20 protein-coding genes are annotated in these 22,423 nt (G+C 46.9%); all 20 read left to right on the forward strand.

What is annotated here, in order from left to right; genetic code table 11:
* Nucleotides 1-59 precede the first annotated feature (59 nt).
* The 20 genes from D7Z26_RS15765 to D7Z26_RS15860 all read left to right on the forward strand — a co-directional run bounded on the left by D7Z26_RS15765 (nucleotide 60) and on the right by D7Z26_RS15860 (nucleotide 22,401).
* On the forward strand, nucleotides 60-755 hold the full coding sequence (locus tag D7Z26_RS15765; protein WP_120977927.1) for a CpsD/CapB family tyrosine-protein kinase: 696 nt from the start codon (nucleotides 60-62) through the stop codon (nucleotides 753-755).
* A gap of 32 nt (nucleotides 756-787) precedes the next feature.
* Complete coding sequence (locus D7Z26_RS15770; protein WP_158602340.1) at nucleotides 788-1,549, forward strand: YveK family protein; 762 nt, start codon at nucleotides 788-790, stop codon at nucleotides 1,547-1,549.
* Nucleotides 1,550-1,571: 22 nt separating this feature from the next.
* Nucleotides 1,572-2,456, forward strand: a complete 885-nt coding sequence (gene galU, locus D7Z26_RS15775) for a UTP--glucose-1-phosphate uridylyltransferase GalU (RefSeq protein WP_120977929.1) — start codon at nucleotides 1,572-1,574, stop codon at nucleotides 2,454-2,456.
* Between the two features lie 88 nt (nucleotides 2,457-2,544).
* On the forward strand, nucleotides 2,545-3,180 hold the full coding sequence (locus D7Z26_RS15780) for a sugar transferase (protein WP_233566973.1): 636 nt from the start codon (nucleotides 2,545-2,547) through the stop codon (nucleotides 3,178-3,180).
* Between the two features lie 29 nt (nucleotides 3,181-3,209).
* A complete protein-coding gene (locus D7Z26_RS15785) occupies nucleotides 3,210-4,469 on the forward strand; it encodes a hypothetical protein (protein ID WP_120977931.1) in 1,260 nt (419 codons plus the stop codon).
* The gene (locus tag D7Z26_RS15790; protein ID WP_120977932.1) at nucleotides 4,444-5,562 is read left to right on the forward strand and encodes a glycosyltransferase family 4 protein; all 1,119 of its coding nucleotides are present in this window, start codon (nucleotides 4,444-4,446) and stop codon (nucleotides 5,560-5,562) included. Before D7Z26_RS15785 ends, D7Z26_RS15790 begins: the two co-directional genes overlap by 26 nt.
* Complete coding sequence (locus tag D7Z26_RS15795; protein ID WP_120977933.1) at nucleotides 5,532-6,692, forward strand: glycosyltransferase family 4 protein; 1,161 nt, start codon at nucleotides 5,532-5,534, stop codon at nucleotides 6,690-6,692. The genes D7Z26_RS15790 and D7Z26_RS15795 overlap by 31 nt, the downstream gene beginning before the upstream one ends.
* Nucleotides 6,692-7,717 carry a GDP-mannose 4,6-dehydratase gene (gmd, locus tag D7Z26_RS15800; protein WP_120977934.1) on the forward strand — a complete coding sequence of 342 codons (1,026 nt, stop codon included), beginning with the start codon at nucleotides 6,692-6,694 and terminating at the stop codon, nucleotides 7,715-7,717. Before D7Z26_RS15795 ends, gmd begins: the two co-directional genes overlap by 1 nt.
* A gap of 31 nt (nucleotides 7,718-7,748) precedes the next feature.
* Nucleotides 7,749-8,696, forward strand: a complete 948-nt coding sequence (locus tag D7Z26_RS15805; RefSeq protein ID WP_120977935.1) for an SDR family NAD(P)-dependent oxidoreductase — start codon at nucleotides 7,749-7,751, stop codon at nucleotides 8,694-8,696.
* Entirely contained in the window at nucleotides 8,680-10,119 is a 1,440-nt protein-coding gene (locus D7Z26_RS15810) for an MOP flippase family protein (RefSeq protein ID WP_120977936.1), read from the forward strand. Before D7Z26_RS15805 ends, D7Z26_RS15810 begins: the two co-directional genes overlap by 17 nt.
* 35 nt (nucleotides 10,120-10,154) lie before the next feature.
* Nucleotides 10,155-11,513, forward strand: a complete 1,359-nt coding sequence (locus D7Z26_RS15815; protein ID WP_120977937.1) for a sugar phosphate nucleotidyltransferase — start codon at nucleotides 10,155-10,157, stop codon at nucleotides 11,511-11,513.
* Between the two features lie 4 nt (nucleotides 11,514-11,517).
* Nucleotides 11,518-12,411 (forward strand): glycosyltransferase family 8 protein, encoded by an 894-nt coding sequence (locus D7Z26_RS15820; protein ID WP_120977938.1) that lies wholly within the window; start codon nucleotides 11,518-11,520, stop codon nucleotides 12,409-12,411.
* Nucleotides 12,408-13,331 carry a glycosyltransferase family 8 protein gene (locus D7Z26_RS15825; protein WP_120977939.1) on the forward strand — a complete coding sequence of 308 codons (924 nt, stop codon included), beginning with the start codon at nucleotides 12,408-12,410 and terminating at the stop codon, nucleotides 13,329-13,331. The genes D7Z26_RS15820 and D7Z26_RS15825 overlap by 4 nt, the downstream gene beginning before the upstream one ends.
* Before the next feature lie 30 nt (nucleotides 13,332-13,361).
* The gene (locus tag D7Z26_RS15830; RefSeq protein WP_120977940.1) at nucleotides 13,362-14,600 is read left to right on the forward strand and encodes a glycosyltransferase; all 1,239 of its coding nucleotides are present in this window, start codon (nucleotides 13,362-13,364) and stop codon (nucleotides 14,598-14,600) included.
* 102 nt (nucleotides 14,601-14,702) lie between these two features.
* A complete protein-coding gene (gene rffA, locus D7Z26_RS15835; RefSeq protein ID WP_120977941.1) occupies nucleotides 14,703-15,836 on the forward strand; it encodes a dTDP-4-amino-4,6-dideoxygalactose transaminase in 1,134 nt (377 codons plus the stop codon).
* Between the two features lie 26 nt (nucleotides 15,837-15,862).
* Complete coding sequence (gene rfbA, locus D7Z26_RS15840) at nucleotides 15,863-16,780, forward strand: glucose-1-phosphate thymidylyltransferase RfbA (RefSeq protein ID WP_120977942.1); 918 nt, start codon at nucleotides 15,863-15,865, stop codon at nucleotides 16,778-16,780.
* Nucleotides 16,777-18,003, forward strand: coding sequence for an L-2-hydroxyglutarate oxidase (gene lhgO / locus D7Z26_RS15845; RefSeq protein ID WP_120977943.1), 1,227 nt, complete (start codon nucleotides 16,777-16,779; stop codon nucleotides 18,001-18,003). Before rfbA ends, lhgO begins: the two co-directional genes overlap by 4 nt.
* Nucleotides 18,000-19,025 carry an NAD-dependent epimerase/dehydratase family protein gene (locus tag D7Z26_RS15850; protein WP_120977944.1) on the forward strand — a complete coding sequence of 342 codons (1,026 nt, stop codon included), beginning with the start codon at nucleotides 18,000-18,002 and terminating at the stop codon, nucleotides 19,023-19,025. Before lhgO ends, D7Z26_RS15850 begins: the two co-directional genes overlap by 4 nt.
* Nucleotides 19,026-19,040: 15 nt before the next feature.
* Entirely contained in the window at nucleotides 19,041-19,811 is a 771-nt protein-coding gene (locus D7Z26_RS15855) for a 4'-phosphopantetheinyl transferase family protein (RefSeq protein ID WP_158602341.1), read from the forward strand.
* Nucleotides 19,812-19,830: 19 nt separating this feature from the next.
* Complete coding sequence (locus tag D7Z26_RS15860; RefSeq protein WP_120977946.1) at nucleotides 19,831-22,401, forward strand: non-ribosomal peptide synthetase; 2,571 nt, start codon at nucleotides 19,831-19,833, stop codon at nucleotides 22,399-22,401.
* The last annotated feature ends 22 nt before the right edge of the window (nucleotides 22,402-22,423 follow it).

The raw sequence follows: 22,423 nt of genomic DNA on the forward strand, positions 1-22,423 counted from the left end.
AAAACGAAAACAAGTTGGATGTGCGGACTAAAATACGATCTGGGTAGGTGAAAGAGTTAATGCCGGCGGCAACCAAGAACCATAAAATAATCGCTCATGAAAATCCCAGATCTCCCATATCCGAATCCTATAAAATGCTTAGAACGAATATTCAATTCACTTCTCCGGACAAGCCTGTTCATAGCATTCTTATTACTTCCCCCGAACCGGGAGCTGGGAAATCAACGACATCCGTCAATTTGGCGGTCACGTTCGCGCAAGAAGGCAAGAAAGTAGTCATCGTCGATGCCGATATGAGAAACCCCACTCAGCATTTTTACTTCGCGAAATCAAACAGATCGGGCCTATCCAATACTCTTGCGGGGCAAATGCCGCTGCAGCAATGCTTATTAGATACTTATATCGAGAACTTAACCCTTCTTCCATCCGGTGTCATTCCTCCTAACCCCGCCGAAATGCTTTCTTCGAATCGAATGAATCAACTCATGGCGGATTTGAAGGAGCAATTCGATATTATCATCGTGGACTCGCCCCCGGTGCTTGCCGTTACGGATGCGCAGGTGTTAGCTACGAAATGCGACGGAGTGCTTTGCGTACTGAATGCCGGGAAAGTGAAGCGGCAAGTCGCCCAGAAGACGTTGAAGCGATTGGAATACGTAAATGCGACGATATTGGGAGTTGTCCTAAATAAGATTCAGTACAAAAAAAGCGATGCGTTGTATTCGTACTATTATACAAATCACAAAAACAGTTAATTCAAGCCAAAAAACAATGGCTGGAGGTCATGATGGAACTAGAGCTTAAAGATTATTTCAAGATTATCGGGAGAAGATGGTGGTTTATTTTTCTGTTCGTTGTATTTTGCTGCTTACCGGTAAGCCTTTACGAATACTACACGATCCAACCGGAATACGAGGCCAGCACAAAGCTGATCGTTACGAACACGAGTCGGGACATCGCCCAGGCAAGATTGGATACGAATGAAATCAGTTCGAATATTATGATAATCAACACGTATAAAGAAATCATCAAAAGCCCCGCCATCATGGATAAAGTAGTTAACGGTCACCCCGAGATCGATCGGACTGCACAGAACTTGATAGACAACGTAAAAATCGTAGCTTCATCGAATTCGCAAGTGATGAACATTAGCATCATCGATTTATCCCAAGAAAAAGCCGTACAAATCGTCAATGCCGTATCCGAGGTGTTTAAGCGGGAAATTCCCGCAATCATGAGCGTCGACAACGTAACGATATTAAGCGAAGCTAAGGTGTCTAACCATCCAGAACCGGTTTCTTCGAACTTACTAATCAAAGGATTAATCGTATTCGTTATCTCGTTCATTATCGCGACGGGAATCATTTTCCTAAGGGAGTATCTGGACGATACGATTAAATCCGAAGAGGATGTCAGAAACCATCTTGGAAGAGCTACATTGGCAATGGTGGCAAAAGTAAAATCGTCGGAGTGGAAAAGTACGCCGGACTATTCTTTGAACAAAGTCGGAATCGAATCGATTCAACAAGGCATCAATCACCAAACATAAAGATAAAGAGGAGGGAAACGGGATGAAAAAAGTAAGAAAGGCAATTATTCCGGCTGCGGGACTAGGGACGAGATTCCTCCCCGCGACGAAGGCGATGCCGAAAGAAATGCTTCCGATCGTGGACAAGCCCACCATTCAATATATCGTTGAAGAAGCCGTGGAATCGGGAATCGAAGATATTATTATCGTAACCGGTAAAGGCAAACGGGCGATCGAGGATCATTTCGATAGCGCGTTCGAGTTGGAGCAAACCTTGCTGGAAAGAAAGAAGCTGGAATTGTTAGAGGAAGTACAGCGTTCGTCGAAAATTATAGACATTCATTATATACGCCAGAAAGAGCCCAAGGGGCTAGGACACGCCGTATGGTGCGCAAGAAAGTTTATCGGGGATGAACCGTTCGCGGTATTGCTCGGAGACGACATCGTCAGAGCGGAAACGCCATGCTTGCTGCAATTGATCGAAAAGTTCCAATTCATGCAGAGCTCCATCGTGGCTGTCCAACCCGTACCGGATGAAGAGGTGAGCCGCTATGGCATCGTTAATCCTATCGAACAGTACGGTAGGCTTTATAAAACGAGAGAGTTCATAGAGAAACCCGCGAAGGAACAAGCTCCTTCGAACTTGGCGATTATGGGCCGCTATATTCTAACCCCGCAAATATTCGATTTCCTGGAGAACGCGGAAAAAGGGGCGAGCGGCGAAATCCAGTTGACGGACGCGATTCAGAAATTAGCGGAAGTAGAGGACGTATATGCCTATCAGTTCGAAGGGACCCGCTACGACGTCGGCGACAAATTGGGGTTTATTCTTACTTCCCTCGATTTCGCGTTAATGAACAAAGAGCTTAGAATACCGTTGTTAAACGCCTTGGACAATATCGCCAAAAATAATCGAATAATCGTGTAGCCCTAGAATTAGGGGTTACCGAGGGGGATCCGGTATGAGTCTCAATGAATTCGAAATCTCGCTGGAAGCGCAAAGATTTCAAGTCATCATGCAGAATGATCTCTATAAGAAAGAAAAGCTTTCCTACTTGTTCAGCAAACGAGTGTTGGATATCGTCTGCTCGATTGCCGGTCTGCTGCTCATCATTCCCATTTTCGTGGTCGTGTGCATCTTGCTTAAAATAGAGGACCCTAGGGGTCCTATTTTATTTGCGCAAAAGAGAGTCGGAAAAGACGGAAAGATATTCAAGATGTATAAATTTCGCTCAATGGTTACGAACGCGGAGGAGTTGTTCCACTCCTTGCTCGAGAAAAACGACGTGAGCGGCGCCATGTTCAAGATGAAAGACGACCCTCGCATTACGAGAATAGGGAAATGGATTCGGAAAACAAGTATCGATGAGCTGCCTCAATTGTGGAACGTGCTTCGGGGAGAAATGAGTTTAGTAGGACCGAGGCCAGCCTTGCCGAGAGAACTGCCGATGTATTCGTCCTATGATATGCAGCGGTTGCTCGTTATCCCCGGATGTACGGGGCTATGGCAAATCAAGGGTCGAAACAGCGTAGGTTTTAAGGAAATGGTGGAATTGGATCTTCAGTATATCGCGAATAGAAATCTGACGATCGATGTCAAGATCATCCTTAAGACGTGCAGAGTATTATTCGGATCCAAGGAAGCATTTTAGCCGGAGTGGCATAATAGGGGATTTCTACGATGAAAAATACCGTGTTATTTCAAAGGTACTTCTATGCGTGGGCGATTTTTTTGCCGATTACTTCGTTCTTGCTTGTACCGTCCGTGCAAGGCACGACAATCGCCTATGTGTTTGCTTTGGCATCCGTTGTCGTCGTTCTATTCGGATCTGTATTCAGGGAGAAGCTGTACATCAGCAACATCGTTCTCTTTATTCTGCTCTATATTCTGCTTTATCTGCTGAGTCAATTCGGATTGCTCTATGGCCATGCGGTAGATTTTACCGGAATCAATCTCGTCGATAAAGAAAAGCTGAACGTATTTTTCAGGAGCAGCTCCATCACGCAATCTTTATATTTATTTTCCGGCGTATTAACTTTTCTATTCGTCAAAAATTTCTACAAAGAAACTTGGGATCGTTACATTTACATAGGGGCTTTAATTATCGCGGCGTATGGATTTTACGAAATTACGTACTTCCAAGTTTTTCATACGAACGGAGACTTCGTCAGTAATCGAATGTTCGGCGAACATACGGGAAGCTGGTTTCAACTGACGCAAATCGGATCGTTGACGATCGAGAGGCTTAAGAGCTTGACGGGAGAGCCCAGCATGGCCGCTTTTACTTTGCTTCCGTATTGGATTTACGCATTGCACAAACGAAAATATTTGATCCAGTTTATTTTTCTAGCGGCCCTCCTACTGACCACGTCGACCACGGCCTATATCGGGATTGTCCTATATGGAGCGTGCATGATCGCCTTCTTCAGACTCAAAGACAAGTTTAATGCCATGATTCCTATCCTTTGCCTCATCATGGGCTTAGCTCTATATAACCCTATCAGCAACTATTTCAAATTGTTCCTCTGGGACAAGTTTTTTACGACGAATATCTCCGGCACGGAAAGGCAGAATAGTTTCGACTTTCACTTGGATTTCTTTCATCATCTTTCTTTAATGAACAAGCTTTTCGGTATCGGATTCGGCGTTATTAGATCCGCGGATATGTTCAGTACGTTACTCGTAAATGTGGGAATTGTCGGGATACTCCTCGTTACGCTCTTCTTTCTCGTTCCGATCGTAAAGTTGAGACGTTCATACGAGAACAATGGACTGAAAATTCTGATCATCGTCATTTATGCGACGATGATGATGGCCGTTTCCGAATTCGCGTATCTCCCAACCTGGTTATTCTTGGGAATTGCTTATAACAAGTTGAACCAACAAAAACGAACGAGTAGCGAGGCGGGGCAGCATGACCTTAAAAAAGATTTATATTAACGCCAGATTTTTAACCCAGTCCATAACCGGGGTGCAACGTTATGCGATCGAATTGGTTAAGTCGATCGATAGGCTTATCGATCGCGGCGATATCGACGCATCCGAGCTCAAATTTACGTTAATCGCTCCGCGCGGAGCGATTAACGGATTGGAGCTCAAACATATTGAGGTTAGATTCGTAGGTAAGCTAAAAGGCCATCTGTGGGAACAATTCGAGCTTCCTTTCTTTACCGGAGACGGTCTCTTGCTAAATCTGTGCAATACCTCTCCGATCGTCAAGCGGAATCAGGTCACCACGATCCATGATGCATCCGTATACGCCGTTCCGCAAACCTATTCCTTTCTTTTTCGGGCTTGGTATAAATTGCTGTTTAGCGTTTCGAAGGTGATCTCCAGATCGATCATCACGGATTCGGACTTCTCTAAGAAGGAGCTGATTCAATATTGCAAAATCGCCCCCTCCAAGATTCGTACGATCTATCTTGGTAAGGAGCACATTCATGATCATAACGCGGATCCCTTGTTTTTATCGAAGATTAATGAGGGTAGGCCATTCCTACTGGCGGTCAGTTCGATGAGTCCGAATAAAAACTTCGGTTCGATCTTGCAAGCGGTCGAGTTGATGGGGAAGGTGGACTTCGATATCGTGATCGCGGGCGGAACCAATCCCAAAATATTCAGTTCGTCCCACCCAACGGACTTAAGCGCATATCGCTATCTGGGCTACGTGGATGACAGCCAACTGCGAACGTTATACGAGAATGCGGATTGCTTTATTTACCCGTCCTATTATGAGGGGTTTGGACTTCCACCGTTGGAAGCGATGGCATCCGGATGTCCGGTTATCGTATCGAATACGGCTTCATTACCCGAGGTTTGCGGGGATGCGGTTTTGTACTGCGACCCTCACAGCCCCAAGCAGATCGCCGAATCGATTCATCGAATGATGGGAGATCCCCAATTAAGAGCAAATCTTCGTACGAAAGGGCTAGAACGGGCCAAACAATTCTCGTGGGAGAAGTGTTCCGGAGAGATCGTTGCATTGATACGGGAGGTACTGAAATGCGAGTTGCCATCGTCCACGACTGGTTGACCGTTTACGGCGGCGCGGAGAAGGTGCTGGAGCAAATCATCCTGCTCTATCCGGATGCCGATATTTTTAGCTTGGTAGATTTCTTGCCGGACGATCAACGGGATTTGATTAAAGGCAAGCCCGTGCAAACCTCATTTGTCCAGCGTCTTCCGTTCGCCAGAAGAAAATACCGGTTATACCTCCCCTTAATGCCGTTAGCGGTAGAACAGTTCGATCTATCCGGATACGACCTGGTCATCTCCAGCTCCTATGCGGTCGCAAAAGGCGTATTAACCGGGCCGGATCAATTGCATCTTTGCATGTGCCACTCCCCGATCAGGTACGCCTGGGACTTGCAGCATCAATACTTAAAAGAAACGGGATTAAATAAAGGGTTAAAAGGACTTCTCGCCAAGTGGATGCTGCACAAAATCCGTCTGTGGGATTATCGTACGTCCGATGGCGTCAACGGTTTTATAGCGAATTCGGAGTTCATTTCACGGCGGATTTGGAAGGTTTACAGAAGAGAATCCACATTGATATATCCGCCTGTCGACGTTAGCGCTTTTACTTACCATGCGGAGAAAGAAGATTATTACTTAACCGCTTCGAGAATGGTGCCGTACAAAAGAATCGATTTAATCGTCGAAGCCTTTTCTCGGTTGCCGGATAAAAAATTAGTCGTTATCGGGGACGGACCGGAGTTCGATAAAATTCGCGCAAAGGCCGGTAATAACGTGCTTATGCTCGGGTACCAGCCTTTCGAAGCGTTAAAAGAAAAAATGCAAAGGGCTAAAGCTTTCATATTCGCGGCCGAGGAAGATTTCGGAATCGTTCCCGTCGAAGCCCAAGCGTGCGGTACGCCCGTAATCGCATTTGGCAAGGGAGGGGCATTGGAAACGGTAAGAGGATTAGACAGCCATGCTCCAACGGGAGTGTTCTTCGAGGAACAAACGGTTTCTTCCCTTGTCGCTTCCATCCTCCGTTTCGAGGACAGGCTAGATGATATCGCTCCCCAGGCTTGCCGGGAAAACGCGTTGAGATTTTCCAAGGAGAGATTTCAATACGAATTCCGGCAATACGTCTCCGAACAGCTCAAACTTTTCGATTCCGATTGGAATAAACAAAACAATAAGCGGGAGGTAATCTAATGCGATCCGTGCTGATTACAGGCATTACGGGGCAAGATGGCGCTTACTTAGCCCATCTACTGTTAGGCAAAGGTTATAAGGTATATGGACTTCTTGCTCGTAGGAGCACGTGTACGTTATGGAGATTGGAGTATCTTGGGATCTCTAAACAAGTGGAATTAATCGAAGGCGATATGGCGGATCTCTCTTCGTTGATCCGTGCGATACAAATCGCCAAACCGGCCGAAATTTATAATTTAGCGGCTCAAAGCTTCGTGGGCACGTCATGGGATCAACCGATTCTTACGGCGCACGTCACCGGCTTAGGGGTTCTAAATTTGCTCGAGGCCATTCGGCTTACGGATCCGGGCATTCGGTTCTATCAGGCCTCTACGAGCGAAATGTTCGGGTACATTCAAGAAGCGGTCCAATCCGAAACGACGCCTTTTCATCCTAGAAGCCCCTATGGGGTAGCTAAGTTGTACGGACACTGGATCACGGTTAATTATCGGGAAAGCTTCGAGATGTTCGCATGCAGCGGCATCTTGTTTAATCATGAATCGCCGTTAAGAGGAATCGAGTTCGTTACGAGAAAAGTAACGGACGCGGTCGCGAGAATTAAGCTCGGCAAGCAAACGAAGCTGCACTTGGGCAATATTGATGCCAAACGAGATTGGGGATTCGCGGGGGATTACGTGGAAGCCATGTGGCTGATGCTTCAGCAGCAAGAGGCGGATGACTACGTAGTCGCTACCGGATATACGACGACGGTTAGGGAAATGTGCAGGATCGCATTCGAATACGTCGGGCTGCATTACGAGGATTACGTTATGCACGATCCTAAACTTTATCGGCCGGCTGAAGTCGATATTTTGCTAGGCAATCCCGAAAAAGCAAATACGAAACTAGGGTGGGAAGCAAGAACGCCGCTCGAGCAACTCATTCACATGATGGTGGATGCCGATCTTAACCGCGTAAAAAAGGAAGGTTCCTCATTGGTCCTGGTCGGCGAGAAAGACTGGAGCAAATCATTGGCCAGCTTCTAACGGGAATTTATGCGGAAATAGGTGAATAAGGATGCGAGTATTGGTAACCGGAGCAAGCGGGTTCGTAGGCACGTATCTGGTCATGAAGCTAGCGGAAAGAGGCCATCAAGTATACGCCTGCATGCGCAATAGAAGCAACGCGTTTCAGGAGCCCGTTAATAACTTGTTTTTCGATTTGTCGGATGAGTCCATGCTGTTCGACGCAATGGAAATCGCGAAGCCGGAAGGGGTTATTCATCTGGCGGCCCAAAGCGAAGTCAGAGTCGCTTGGGCCGATCCGATGCAAACCCTGATAACAAATGCGGGGCACACCGTAACCTTGCTTAAATCCATTATTAAGTTATCGCCTTATGCCAGAGTAATAACGGTCGGATCAAGCGAGGAGTATGGCTGGACCGGCAAGCTAGGTGCTCCCCTCACGGAAGAGGACGCTTGCTTGCCTCAGAATCCTTATGCAACCAGCAAGCTGGCCGCAGGTCAATTAGCTTTGCAAATCGCGAGTCATAACGACTTGAACTTGATTCATGCGAGGCCGTTCAACCATTTCGGTCCCGGTCAAAGAGAAGGGTTCGTGATCAGCGATTTTGCCTCCCAGATCGCGAGAATCGAGAGCTTGAAGGCTCCTCCTATCATTAGAATCGGCAATTTGTCAGCGGAAAGGGATTTTACGGATGTTCGCGACGTAGTGGACGCTTATATCAAGCTGCTAGAAACCGAGACCGGCAGGGGCGTCTACAATATTTGCTCGGGCAAACCCATCAAGATTAAAGAAATACTGGATTTTTTCGTTTTGCAGTCCCGACTGCCCATTGAAATTCAATCGGATCCCTCGAAATTCAGAAAATCGGAAGTACCACTATTCGTAGGTTCCTCTAACAAACTAGTTCAAGCAACAGGGTGGAAACCTATCAGGGATTTTGAAAATAGTTTAACTGAAACTCTAGATTGGTGGCGTAGGGGCAATGTCATTAAGAACTAAAGGAATAACGGCAATGAAATGGTACAGCATGGCAGCGGTTTGCATAACCCTCATCCAGCTTCTTCAATTCGTCGTGCTTTCCCGAATACTGACCCCTTCCGATTACGGCCTTATCGGCATGATTACGGCGGTAGTCAATATTTTCATGGGATTCAGCGATATGGGAATATCCAACGTAATCATTCAGAGACAGAATATGTCCAATAACAATCTGTCCAGTCTGTATATCCTTAACTTGATGATTTGCGGGATCGTTTGCGCGATTGTTTGGGTACTCGCTCCGACGATCGCCTGGTTCTACCATGAACCCCAACTGGTCCCGTTAATTCACTGGATGTCTTTTATATGCGTCATCCCGGCAATCGGCCAACAATTTCAGATCTTGTTCCAGAAGGAAATAAAGTTCAATAGCACAACCTTAATCGAAATCCTTTCCCACGTCATTAGCTTCACGGTCGCGATAGCGACCGCCTACTTGGGGTTTGGGGTATATGCTCTTGTTTGGTCGTTCTTGGTCAATGTTTCGGTAAAATCCATTGGACTCGTTATCATAGGCCGCAAAGTCTGGAAGCCGACGCTGCACTTCGCTTGGGTGGATGTCAAAAGCTTCATTAGCTTCGGAATTTATCAAACGGGGACCAGCGTATTATATACGGTTAATTCCAGAATCGACTATTTGATCTTAGGAAGCACGCTCGGCGCCGAGAAACTCGGATACTACATGTTCGCCTATCAATTATGCATCATCCCCATGCAGAAATTAAATCCAATGATCGCGCAAATTTCGTTGCCGATCTACGCCAAAATCCAAAACGAAATCGATTTGCTCAGAAAAGGGTATTTGCAGATGATCGGGATGATCAGCTTTATTTGTCCGCCTATTTTTTTCGGATTGATGGTCACGGCGCATAATTTCGTTCCTCTCATTTTCGGTAGCCAATGGGAGCCGAGTATCATTATCGTGCAGATTTTATCGGGCGTCATGTTAATGCAATCCGTCACGACGTCTGCCTCTTTATTGGCGGCTAAAGGAAAAGTAAACATAACGTTTAAGTACATGCTCATTAGCATGGTCGTACAGTTTCCGGGCGTGGCGTTAGGCGCTTATTTGGGAGGTACGCTGGGCGTAGCCATAGCGTATTTATTCGTGCAGTTTATTTTGTTCCTGATTCATTATTTCTATATTATCCGGCGAATCTTAGGCTCTTGCTTCCGGCAATATATCGGCAGCATGTCCCAAGGCGTGTTATACAGCGCGAACATGGCGGTGTGCGTATTATTGATCAATAAGTTCGTTAGGTTCCATTCCGAGTACGTTCAATTATCGATACAGGTGGGGGCCGGCGTTATTTTGTACGTGACGGTATTTTACTATTTCAAAAGGGATCTGCTTCGCAGCTTGTTTCGGAGAGGCGTCAATTAACGGACTGATTACCTGGGAAAGGACGTGTGGAAAAGATGAAGTTGGTTTTGCTTTCCGGAGGATCGGGGAAACGCCTATGGCCGCTATCGAACGATCGGAGATCCAAACAATTCTTGAAGGTGCTCATGAACGAAGACGGAGAAATGGAGTCGATGGTTCAGAGGGTATGGAGACAGTTGAAGGAAGCGGGATTGCAAGAAACCTCCTACTTGGTAACGGGAGCCTCCCAATTAGAAATACTTCAAAGCCAGCTTGAAGACAGGGAACGAATAATAGTGGAGCCCGAAAGGCGGGACACGTTTCCGGCAATCGCTCTAGCCGCAACCTATTTATACTCTATAGAAGGGGTTTCTTTGGACGAAGTCGTAGGTTTGTTGCCTGTCGACCCGTACGTCGAGGCAAGTTTTTTCGATAAAATTAGGGAGCTCGAGAGCACGATTGAGCAGACGGGAGCCGATATCGCCCTAATAGGCGTAAAGCCCCTGCACCCTTCGGAAAAGTATGGCTACATCGTTCCCGAAGAGCAGGAAGAAAACGCGGAAGCCCATATGAAGGTCAAGTTTTTTAAGGAAAAGCCCTCCGAATCTTTAGCGCAGTCGCTTATTCAGCAAAACGCGCTATGGAATTGCGGGGTTTTTGCTTTTAAGTTGGGCTATATTATCGAATTGCTTATCGGTAACGGATATCCGATTCAGTACGAGGAAATGAAGAAGCAGTATCGCAAGCTCCCCCAAATTAGTTTCGACTATGAGGTCATCGAGAAAGCCGATCAAGTGGTAGTAAACACTTATTACGGATACTGGAAAGATTTGGGTACTTGGAACACGCTTACGGAAGAAATGAGCACGACCACGTTAGGCAATGTCCTACTATCCGAGGATTGCATCAATACGCACGTCATTAATGAGTACGATGTGCCCGTAACCGTTATCGGATTGTCCGATATTATCGTGGCTGCCAGCCCTGACGGCATTCTTGTCGCGGACAAGCAATTGAGCCCCAAAATTAAAGATCTGCTAAAGGATAACGTGCAACGCCCGATGTACGAGGAAAGGCAATGGGGAAGTTATCGTGTTCTAGACTTCAAACAAACCGGCGAAGGACATGAAACGCTAACCAAAAGAATCAGCCTCTCCGCGGGGAAAAGCTTGGATTACGAGATGCACCTTCTAAGAGAAGAGATCATCATGATCGTCTCGGGAACCGGGGAATTTACGATTAACGGGACGACGAAGCCGGTAAAGATCGGAGACGTATTATCGATTTCGGCGGGTAACGAGCATAGTCTCGCTACGAAAAGCGGGTTGGAATATATCGAAGTCCAGATTGGAGATCAGCTTCTCGAAGATGACAAAATTTCCTTGATCAATCCCTTCTTAAGGAGGAGTAAGTAACATCATGAATTCTAAGGAGATCCACGTGGTCGCGGGAGTCGATAACAACTATGCGCAGCACCTCGGCGTCACCTTCGCATCTTTACTCGCCAACGTTCCTCAAGAAACCTCGGTTCGTTTATACATCGTTCACTCAGGATTATCCGTTGATAATCAATCGAAGCTGGAGAGCACGTTCAAGCGATTCGGCGCCGACATTCGCTTTATCGCGATTGATGGTGCGCTGTTCGAACGTTTCCCTACTACCGGGCACATTAATAGGGCAATGTATCTTAGGCTGACGATTCCCGAAGCTTTGCCGCCAACGGTATCCAAAGTCATTTATTTGGACAGCGACATCGTCGTTACCGAAAATATCGCCGAGTTATGGGATACGGAATTAGGCGATAAAGCAATTGCCGCGGTTGGCGATCACTTTGCGGAATATCGATGCAGCAGTCTACGGATTCCTGAAGGCAGGTATTTTAATTCGGGCGTATTGGTAATGAATTTAACCAAATGGAGAGAACAATCCCTAGCCAAGAAAGTAATCGACTATATTTCCCATTACGATGCGAAATTGCATTTTCCCGATCAGGACGCGCTGAATGCATTGTTATTCGATGACTGGGTGGAAGTACCGCATAAATGGAACGCCGACACCAAGAAATGGGAAGGACAGAGACCCCCGGCAATTATTCACTATACGGATATAAGCAAACCTTGGCACTTCGATAATTATCATCGCTATAAAAATGAATATTACAAATACTTGCGGATGACCGAATGGAGAAACTATCGGCAGGAAGTGAATTGGGGCGTAGTCGGAATTCGAATAATCAGGCTTATTAAGTGGAGCGCCAAGCGATTCCTCCCCAAAAAAGTAATCATACTCATGAAAAGGAGGGAGATAGGATGACCGATAACGGGCCCGCACAAGAAATCATTGTCGTTTCGATTGCGGACGATAACTATGCGCAGCATCTCGGCGTCACATTCGCGTCGGTACTGATGAATGTATCTCCGGGAGCAAACGTTCGGTTATTCGTCATAAGCACGGGGTTAACCGAGGAAAACCAAGCCAAACTCATAGGGACAGTCGAGAAATTCGGGGCTCATATTCAATTCGCCGCGATAGATTCTTCTCCTTATCAAGGATTCGATTCCATGGGGAACAACAGCAGAGAGACTTATTTACGGTTGGCGATCGCGGATGTCATTCCGACTTCGATGAGCAAGTGCATTTGTTTGGACAGCGATGTCGTCGTGACCGGCAACATCGCCGAATTATGGGAAACGGATTTGCAAGGGCGCGCAATCGCGGCGGTGCCTGATACATGGGCGGCTTCTCAATGCCAAACGCTGGGGATTCCGGAAGGCGTATATTTTAACGCGGGGATCATGATAGCGGACTTGAACAAATGGCGGGCCGAGTCTATCAACCTTAGAGCAATGGAATACATCGGTCTAAACACGCAGCTATTGAAATATCACGAGCAGGATGCCTTAAATGCGCTTTTGTATGAGGATTGGGTTCCGTTGCCTTCGACATGGAACGCGCATAGCACGATTATTAAAAATTGGAAGAGTTCTCAGCTTCCTGCCGCCATACATTTTACGGGTCTAAGCAAGCCGTGGCATTTCGATAACATTCATCCGTACAAGCAAGAGTACTATCGTTATTTAGAGATGACCGAATGGAAAAATTACAAACCTCAAGTAAATACGATTCGGATGATCAAACGAGCGACAAGACCTATGATGCCGGTGTTAGAAAAAATATTGCCGCGTCCGGCGTTCTCGTTGCTGCAGAAATTCAAGTCGCAGCTATTGAATTAGCCGGAATTACGAAAGCCGCCGGGAGGGATTATGATCAAATCTAAATCCATATTGTATATATGTCCCGAAAATCCGTTCCCGCCCGCCGGCGGAGACAAAATTCGGATCGTTAATCTTCTTCGCTTATTATCCGAACATTTCGAAATCGATTTACTTGCCTATGAACCCGTAGCTCGCGACGAGGAGCGGCAAGAGTTGAATATTCCGAACAATTGCCGACTGCATACCGTTCCAAGCATGGATTATAAATCCTGGTCGCTACGTTTGAGATCCTTGATCCTAAGAAGAAATAACTCTCTTCTAAGCCATGCCGATTTGCATCTTTCGCATAGGCTTAAACAATTATCGGAGAGACGGCAGTATGACTATGTAGTCGTTACGCATAGTTTTCTAGGGTATTTGTTGCCTTTGCTCCGGGCTTTGCAACCTAACTCGTTATTAGTCACGGACGCGCACAACTTCGAAACCAGTTTGTCCCGGCAGTTTGCTTTAACGCAAACCTCAATGCTTAGAAAAACTTATTTTTTGTTGGCTAGCCATTGGAATAGAAAGCTGGAGAAGGAAATTTGCAAACGTACGGATTTGTTGCTTACGACTTCGGAACCGGATGCCGAGGCCTTTCAATCTTTATCTCCATCCGACAAGCACAAAATCAAAGTCATTCCTAACTTTGTGGATATGAGATCTTATGAATCGGATCGAGCGGAGAATGTTACTCCTCGATCGCCCAACATCATTTTCCCGGGAACGATGTCCTATTTCCCCAATGTTAACGGAGCACTCTACTTCGGCCGGAAGATTTATCCCATTCTTAAAGCGGTTATACCCGATCTAACCTGGCATATCGTCGGGCGGGGTATACATCCGGAAGTGCAAGCATTGGCGGAATCGGATTCGAGCATCGTTGTCACCGGTTTCGTTCCCGACATGGGAACCTATATGCGGAATGCCTCGGTCGTTATCGCGCCTTTGCTGGAAGGCGGAGGAACCCGGCTGAAAATCTTGGAGGCATGGGCATATGGTATACCTGTTGTATCCACCGAGAAGGGCGCCGAAGGGATCGTTTGCGAGAACGACCGGGACATCTGCCTCGCGGATGAGCCGCAAGCTTTTGCCGATGCGATTCTAAAGCTGATTCGCGATCGGACATTTGCTGCGCAAATCGTTAGTAATGCCCGCAACCAGCTACTTAATTTGTACGAGCGGGAATCGGTCAAAGAACGGCTTCTCTCCTTGTTCATGGAAGAAAGAAAAGAAAAAACAAGTTAAGAGAATAAAAATAAAATTCCATTGACATGTTACGAATTGTATCTTATCCTTGCAATAACGACACAATTTGTATACAAGAAAGCTGTCGAGGAGAGTAGATTCATGATTCCTTTTAATAGACCCGCGGTTACCGGAAAAGAAACGACTTATATTCAAGAGGTCGTTGCCAGTCGCAGATTGTGCGGGGACGGTCCGTTTACCAAAAGGTGCTCGGAATGGTTAGAGAACTATAGCCAGACCCGGAAAGCCCTTATAACGACATCGTGTACGCATGCCTTGGAAATGACGGCAATTCTCGCGGACATACAGCCCGGAGACGAGGTCATCATGCCATCGTTCACCTTCGTTTCGACAGCAAATGCTTTTGTACTCCGCGGAGCTAAAATTGTTTTCGTGGATATTCGACCGGACACGCTTAACCTAGATGAAACCTTAATTGAATCGGCCATTACTCCCCGGACGAAAGCGATCGTTCCGGTCCACTATGCAGGCGTCTCCTGCGAAATGGATGCCATCATGGATTTAGCCAATCGATATGAATTAAAGGTCATCGAAGACGCGGCGCAATGCTTAATGAGTACCTATAAAGAAAGACCGCTTGGATCGATCGGCCACATGGGTTGCTTTAGCTTCCACGAGACGAAAAATTACAATTGCGGCGAAGGCGGAGCTCTTCTGTTAAATGAAACGAGGTTCGCCGGCCGAGCCGAAATCGTTCGGGAAAAAGGGACGAATAGGTCGCGTTTCTTTAGAGGCCAAGTGGATAAATACACCTGGGTAGACGTCGGTTCCTCCTACTTGCCCAGCGAGATGAACGCAGCATACTTAATGGCTCAATTCGATCACGCGGATGCGATTAATTCGGACAGGCTTGCAAGTTGGAACCGCTATTATGAAGGACTGAGGGGATTAGAAGAGAAGGGGAGAATTACTCTTCCATCCATTCCGAATCACTGCAAACACAACTCTCACTTGTTCTACATCAAGACGAGAGATCTAGAAGAAAGAACGGATTTGCTGCTCTATCTGAAAGAAAAGGGAATTTCGGCCGCGTTTCATTACGTGCCGCTGCACAGCTCGCCTGCAGGAGTAAGCTTCGGTTCGTTCCAAGGAGAAGATCGGTTTACGACCAGAGAAAGCGAGAGACTCGTCAGATTACCCTTGTACTATCAGTTGCGGAAGGACGAGGCGGATCAAGTAATAGACAGCATTTATTCTTACTATGAATCAAACTAATCATCATTTTCGGGAGTGGTCTTAGCATGAAGGGAATCATATTAGCGGGCGGTAGCGGAACCCGATTGTACCCTTTAACAAGGGTAATCTCCAAACATCTGTTACCCATTTACGACAAGCCGATGATCTATTATCCGCTTTCCGTACTGATGCTTGCCGGGGTGAGGGAGATTATGATTATTTCGACTCCCGAAGACAGTCCGCGATTCAAAAAGCTTCTTGGAGACGGAGCCGACTTCGGATTATCCCTTTCCTACGGTGTCCAGACTTCCCCGGACGGCATCGTTCAAGCTTTCAAAATAGCCGAATCGTTTATCGGGAGAAGCAGAGTCGCTTTAATTCTTGGAGACAATCTATTTTTCGGCCATGGCCTGACCCCGATTTTGCAAAATTCGATGCGCCGTACGCGGGGGGCAACCGTGTTCGGATATTACGTGAAGGACCCGGAGCGATTCGGAGTCGTGGATTTCGATGCGGCGGGAAAAGCGATATCCATCGAAGAAAAACCCACGGATCCCAAATCGAACTATGCGGTTACCGGGTTATATTTCTACGACAATCAAGTCGTTGAAATCGCCAAAGGAATTCAACCTTCCGTACGCGGCGAATTGGAAATCACGGACGTGAATAGGGAGTATCTGGCACGAGGCGATTTGCATGTCGAAATATTGGGACGGGGCTTCACTTGGTTGGATTCCGGTACGCATGAATCATTGCTGGAAGCTTCTCAGTTCATTGAAACGATAGAAAAAAGGCAAAGCTTAAAAATCGCATGCTTGGAAGAAATAGCTTACGAGAAGGGCTACATTTCGCAAGAACAATTGATCAATCTCGCGGAAGCAATGATGAAAAACGACTATGGGAAGTATTTGCTTCGGGTCGCCTATCATCACGATAAGAAACGAGTTGTCTTCGCTAAAGAAAACGAACCGGTGAGAATATGAAAATAGACAGGATAGAGACAATTAAAAAAGTCGATTACCTAGTAATAGGCGCAGGCATTATCGGTTTGACGATCGCCAGGGAGTTAAGACGAAGACTTCCTCGCAAAACGATCTGCGTTATCGAGAAGGAAGCCAAAGTCGCGATGCATTCCAGCGGCCGGAACAGCGGAGTGCTTCATGCGGGTTTTTATTATCCGGTAGACAGTTTAAAGGCCAAGTTCACTAGGGATGGCAATCGGGCTATGACCCAATATTGCGATGCCAACGGACTTAAGATCAATAAGTGCGGCAAGTTTATCGTGGCGACCAGCGAGGAAGATTTGGCTGGACTAGAAGAGCTTAAAAGAAGAGGCGACAGGAACGGCGTGGAGCTCGTCTGGCTTAGCGCGGATGAAGCCGCAAAGGTTGATTCGAATGTAAAAACGTTCCGGAAAGCTCTCTTCTCGCCGTCGACATCGACCGTGGATCCTATCCAAGTCTGCCAAGAGATGCAAGCGGAAAATGAACGGAACGGGGTGGATTTTCATTTCGAAACCGTGTATTTACGACACAAAGGCAATCGAATGGTTACGAATCGCGGGGTATTCGAAAGTAACTACGTAATCAATGCTTCCGGTCTTTATGCCGACAAAATCGCACAGAAGTACGGTTTCGGCAAAAAGTATACGATCATTCCCTTTAAAGGAATTTACTTAAAATACGAAAAAAACAATTCCGAAATCGGAACAAACATATATCCGGTCCCGAATATTAACAATCCGTTTCTGGGCGTCCATTTTACGAAAACCGTAGACGAAAGCATCAAAATCGGACCTACCGCGATCCCGGTTTTCTGGCGAGAGAATTACTCGGGCTTCCAAAGATTCAATGCATGGGAATTTTTCCAGATCGTCTATTATCAATCCAAGCTGTTAATCCACAACTCCTTTAATTTCAGGAGCATGGCCTTAGAGGAAATTAGAAAATACAAGAAAATGAACTTAATCAATCTGTCTCTTAAGTTGATTAGCCGATTGGATGCCAAAGGATTCGGAGATTTTCTGAAACCGGGCATCAGAGCTCAGCTTTTGAATAAACAATCGCTTGAACTGGTACAGGATTTCGTTATTGAAGGGGACCATCGGTCGATGCACGTATTGAATGCGGTTTCTCCCGCGTTCACATGCAGCATTCCCTTCGCGGAGTTCGTAGTGGATGAAATCGTAAGGGAGTGTCGAGCATGAATACGGTATTGGTTACGGGCGCGGGCGGTTATATCGGCAGCGTATTGGTGCCTAAGCTGCTTAACAAGGGGTATAAAGTCGTCGCATTGGATCGCTTTTTTTTCGGGGAAGACAAGCTTCGACCTCATCCGAATTTAACAATCGTTAAAGACGATGCCCGCATGATGAAAGATGCGTATTTATCCGGAGTTTCGGCGGTTATCGACCTCGTGGCGATTTCCAATGATCCCAGCGGAGAGCTCTTCTCGGAATCGACGTATCAAATTAATTACGGGGCACGGCTAAACACCGCGATTAAAGCTAAGAGGTTAGGCGTGGAAAGATACATCTTGCCCTCTTCATGCAGCATTTACGGGTTTACCGACCCGGAGACGATCGTAAACGAGACTTCTCCTTCCCGTCCTTTAACGGCTTATGCGAAAGCCAACGAAAAAGCGGAACAATCGATATTGCCGTTAGCCGATTCCGACTTCACCGTCGTTGTTATTAGACAGGCGACAGTGTTCGGATTTGCGCCTCGAATGAGGTTTGATCTGGCTATCAACGGGATGACTCTAGGTGCGTTTAATACCGGTATCATTCCTCTCATGAGAGACGGTACGCAGTGGAGACCGATGGTACATGTGCAAGATACGACGGATGTGATGTGCTTATTGCTTGAAGCGGACACGTCGATCATCAATAAGCAAATTTTCAACGTAGGGTCGAACCGCAATAATTACCAACTCGGACAACTAGCCGATGAAATCTCCGCGGCGCTTCCGAGGGACGTGGAAGTGGAATGGTACGGAGATCCCGATCACCGTTCTTATCGGGTCAGCTTCGATAAGATCAATACCGTACTGAACTGGGAAGCGAAATGGACGGCTGCCGACGGCGCGAAAGAAATATACAAAGAACTCGAAAGCGGTAATATGACGCAGTTGGAGCAGTCGATCACTTTAAGCTGGTACCAACAATTAATCAAATGGCACAAGATCATTAAAAACGTCGAGATGTACGGCTCGATTATTGATCTCTGAACGAGGATGATCCATTTGCCGGAAGAGATAAACCGTCGCGAAGAGCTCCAACGATTCGAGAATATGCCGGAGATGAAGTGGCAAGAAGTTAAGGGGTTCGAAGGCATTGTCGGAGAACCCTTTCGAGCGGGCAATGAAGTACACGTATGGCAAGCGTCGGCTAGACGGGAATCGCATTCGATCGGGGCATATTACCGCATCTTATCCGATGAAGAAAAGAGCAAGGCCATGAATTATAAGTTCCCGGAGGCTCGGGAACTGTATGCGGAATCCCGAATAAATCTGAGGCTCCTTCTAGCCGCGTACACCGGGCTCGACGCCAGCACGCTAAAGTTCGAGAAAACGAAATACGGAAAACCGTTCTTATCGGGCCAGCCGCAAGGGGAAGAAATATATTTTAATATGACCCATGACGAACGGAACGTATTGTACGTCGTATCAAGCAAACGCGATGCGGGAATCGACTTAGAAAAAGTAAAGGATCATTTAGACTGGCAAGATCTAGCTCGTCGCTACTTTACAGCCCAGGAAATTTCGTTTGTCGAAGCCTTACCCCATGATGATCAAGTACATGCATTTTATTATTTATGGACGAGAAAAGAGGCTCTGCTAAAGGCAATCGGGATTGGCTTAAGCGGAATCGAAATGATGAAGCATACTAGGCTGTTATATCATCTCCACCAACAATTTCATCTCGCCTCATTTAGGTTTTCCCCAATGCGTTATTGCAGCTTGGCCATAAGCCCGACGGCATCCAAGATCAACTTTTATCATCTGCCGAGCTGATATTATCGGAGGTTCATTTATGAACAGCAAGCAGAATATTTTGACTCCATTGATGCACTTTGCTAGCCAAACCCCCCGTGCAATCGCATTTGTCGCTCCCGACTTGGATGCGATCACTTATTCGCAGCTGGCCAATTCCGTAGGAAAGATCGTGAATCGCTTGCTGCGAACGGGATTAAGGAACAAGAGCCGAGTGGCGCTGATTGCGAAGGATGGACCTGAAATGGCCACCCTCTTTTTAGCGGTAGCCGGAACCATGACATGCGCGCCTCTCAACCCGAAATATACGTATGAGGAGTTTAAGTTTTACCTCTCGGATCTACAAGCGGATTCGGTTATTTTGGATGACGATTCTTATCCGGCAGTACGGGCCGCCAAGGATCTCGGAATCCACGTGATGCGATTATCCGAGTTATTCAACGCCACGACGGCGGATTCGAATAGCTCGTTCGACGATAAGGAGCTATCTCCGCACCTGGCTCATTACGCGGAAAACGCGCTGATCTTGCATACTTCGGGTACGACCGCCAAACCAAAGATCGTGCCTTTAACCCATCGGAATATTAGTGCTTCGGTAATTCATATCATAGATTCATTAATGTTGACCCGATCGGATCGTTGTTTGAACGCGATGCCGATGTTTCACATTCACGGCCTCATCATAACCCTATTGTCGTCCTTGGCGGTCGGAGGAAGCATCGTATGTAGCCGTGGTTTTATCCCCGAGCAGTTCTATAACAGCATAGAACGATTTTCGCCAAGCTGGTATACTGCCGTGCCGACGATCCATCAGGCTATTGTTGCCCACGGCAGGATAACTGAATTTAATACGAATCGATCGACTTTTCGGCTCATCCGTTCAAGCTCGTCCGCGCTTTCGCCTCAGCTTGCAAGGGATTTGGAACAATTGTTTCATGTGCCCGTGTTGGCAGCTTACGGGATGTCGGAGACGGGCCAAATCACGATTAATCCGCTTCCTCCCGGCGAGCGGAAATCAGGATCCTCGGGAAGAGCGACGGGGTGCGAAGTCGCCGTCATGGATCCGAATGGCGGATTCGTTAGCCCCGGGGTTGCCGGGGAAATCGTTGTTCGCGGCAATAGCGTTATTGGCGGGTACGAGAACAATTCGGAAGCCAACGTTAACAGCTTTCACGAGGATTGGCTCCGTACCGGAGACCAAGGGTATCTGGATGAGGAAGGTTATTTGTTTATTAATGGCCGTATCAAGGAACTGATTAATCGCGGCGGAGAAAAAATAATGCCGAGAGAGGTAGAAGAAGCCATACTTGGTCATTCGTCCGTGGAGGAAGCGGCGGCTTTTGCAAGCCCGCACCCGACTCTAGGCGAAGAAGTCGCGGTTATTATCGTGACCAAGCCCGGGGTGAAAGTAAGCGAGAAGGAGCTTCGTCGTCACGCGGCCGTCAGATTAGCCGAATTTAAAGTGCCTTCCAAAATATTTTTCGCCAACGACATCCCGAAAGGACCGACGGGTAAAATTCAAAGAGCCTTTCTTGCGAAGAGTCTTGGTTTAGATGCAGCACCGCCCAGACGTGAGGGGAATGCCGTCATGGGAGGATCGGCAAGCGCGAGCCCATGGATTCGCCCCAGGAACGAAATCGAAGCCAAGCTGGAGCAAATATGGTCGAAATTATTAAATGTGCATCCTATTAGCGTTAGGGATAGCTTCTTCGAGCTTGGCGGAAATTCGTTGTTGACGATGCAGCTTGTCGTGGAAATCGGTAAAGCTTTTATGACGAGCTTGCCCGCTTCGGTCGTTTTCGAACGAAATACAATTGAACAACTGGCTTCCTATATTTATTCTTCGCGACTGGCCCATACTTCGACAATGGTCAGCATTCAGCCTAACGGCGCCAAACCCCCGCTTTTTTGTATTCATGATTTGAGCGGCGACGTTATACCTTATTGGAATTTAGCTAGCGAGTTAGGAGTGGATCAGCCGGTATTCGGACTAAGATTCTCGGCGGATAGCGATGCTTCGCATGTAACGATCGAACAATTGGCTAGCGGGTATATTCAGGAAATCGGAAAAATTCAGCCGCAAGGCCCTTATTTTCTCCTGGGTTACTCTCTCGGAGGTATGATCGCGTACGAGATGGCGATGCAATTGCGCGAACGATCCCAGGAAGTATCGTTGCTGGCTATGATCGACAGCAGGAATCCCAAACGCTATCCGCATTCCAAAAACTCTTTTATCATTACGATCGTAAAAAACACGGAAATGATCATTAAAACGCCCATGGGCAAGAAGCTCCCTATTATAAGGAGAAAGCTTCGTAATATTTTAATAAAAATGAAATTGCTATCCGCGAACTCAAGCGAGAATGCGGAAAGAAGAGCGTTAAACTTTATCAAAGCCTCTAACTCGTATAAACCCAAGCCTTATCCGGGCAGATTCGTGTTCTTCCGCGCAATCGAAGATATGATCAACCAAAAGTCGGAAGAAAACTATGGTTGGGAGAGCCTGGAGGAGGACGGAGTCCAGGTATACAAGGTTCCCGGAATACACAGTACGATCGTCGATAAGCCGAGTATGAAAATGGTAGCGGGTTACTTGGGAGCCTTATTATAATTACGAGTCCATCTTAGGGGCG

Source organism: Cohnella endophytica (assembly GCF_003628305.1).
Taxonomy (GTDB): domain Bacteria; phylum Bacillota; class Bacilli; order Paenibacillales; family Paenibacillaceae; genus Cohnella; species Cohnella endophytica.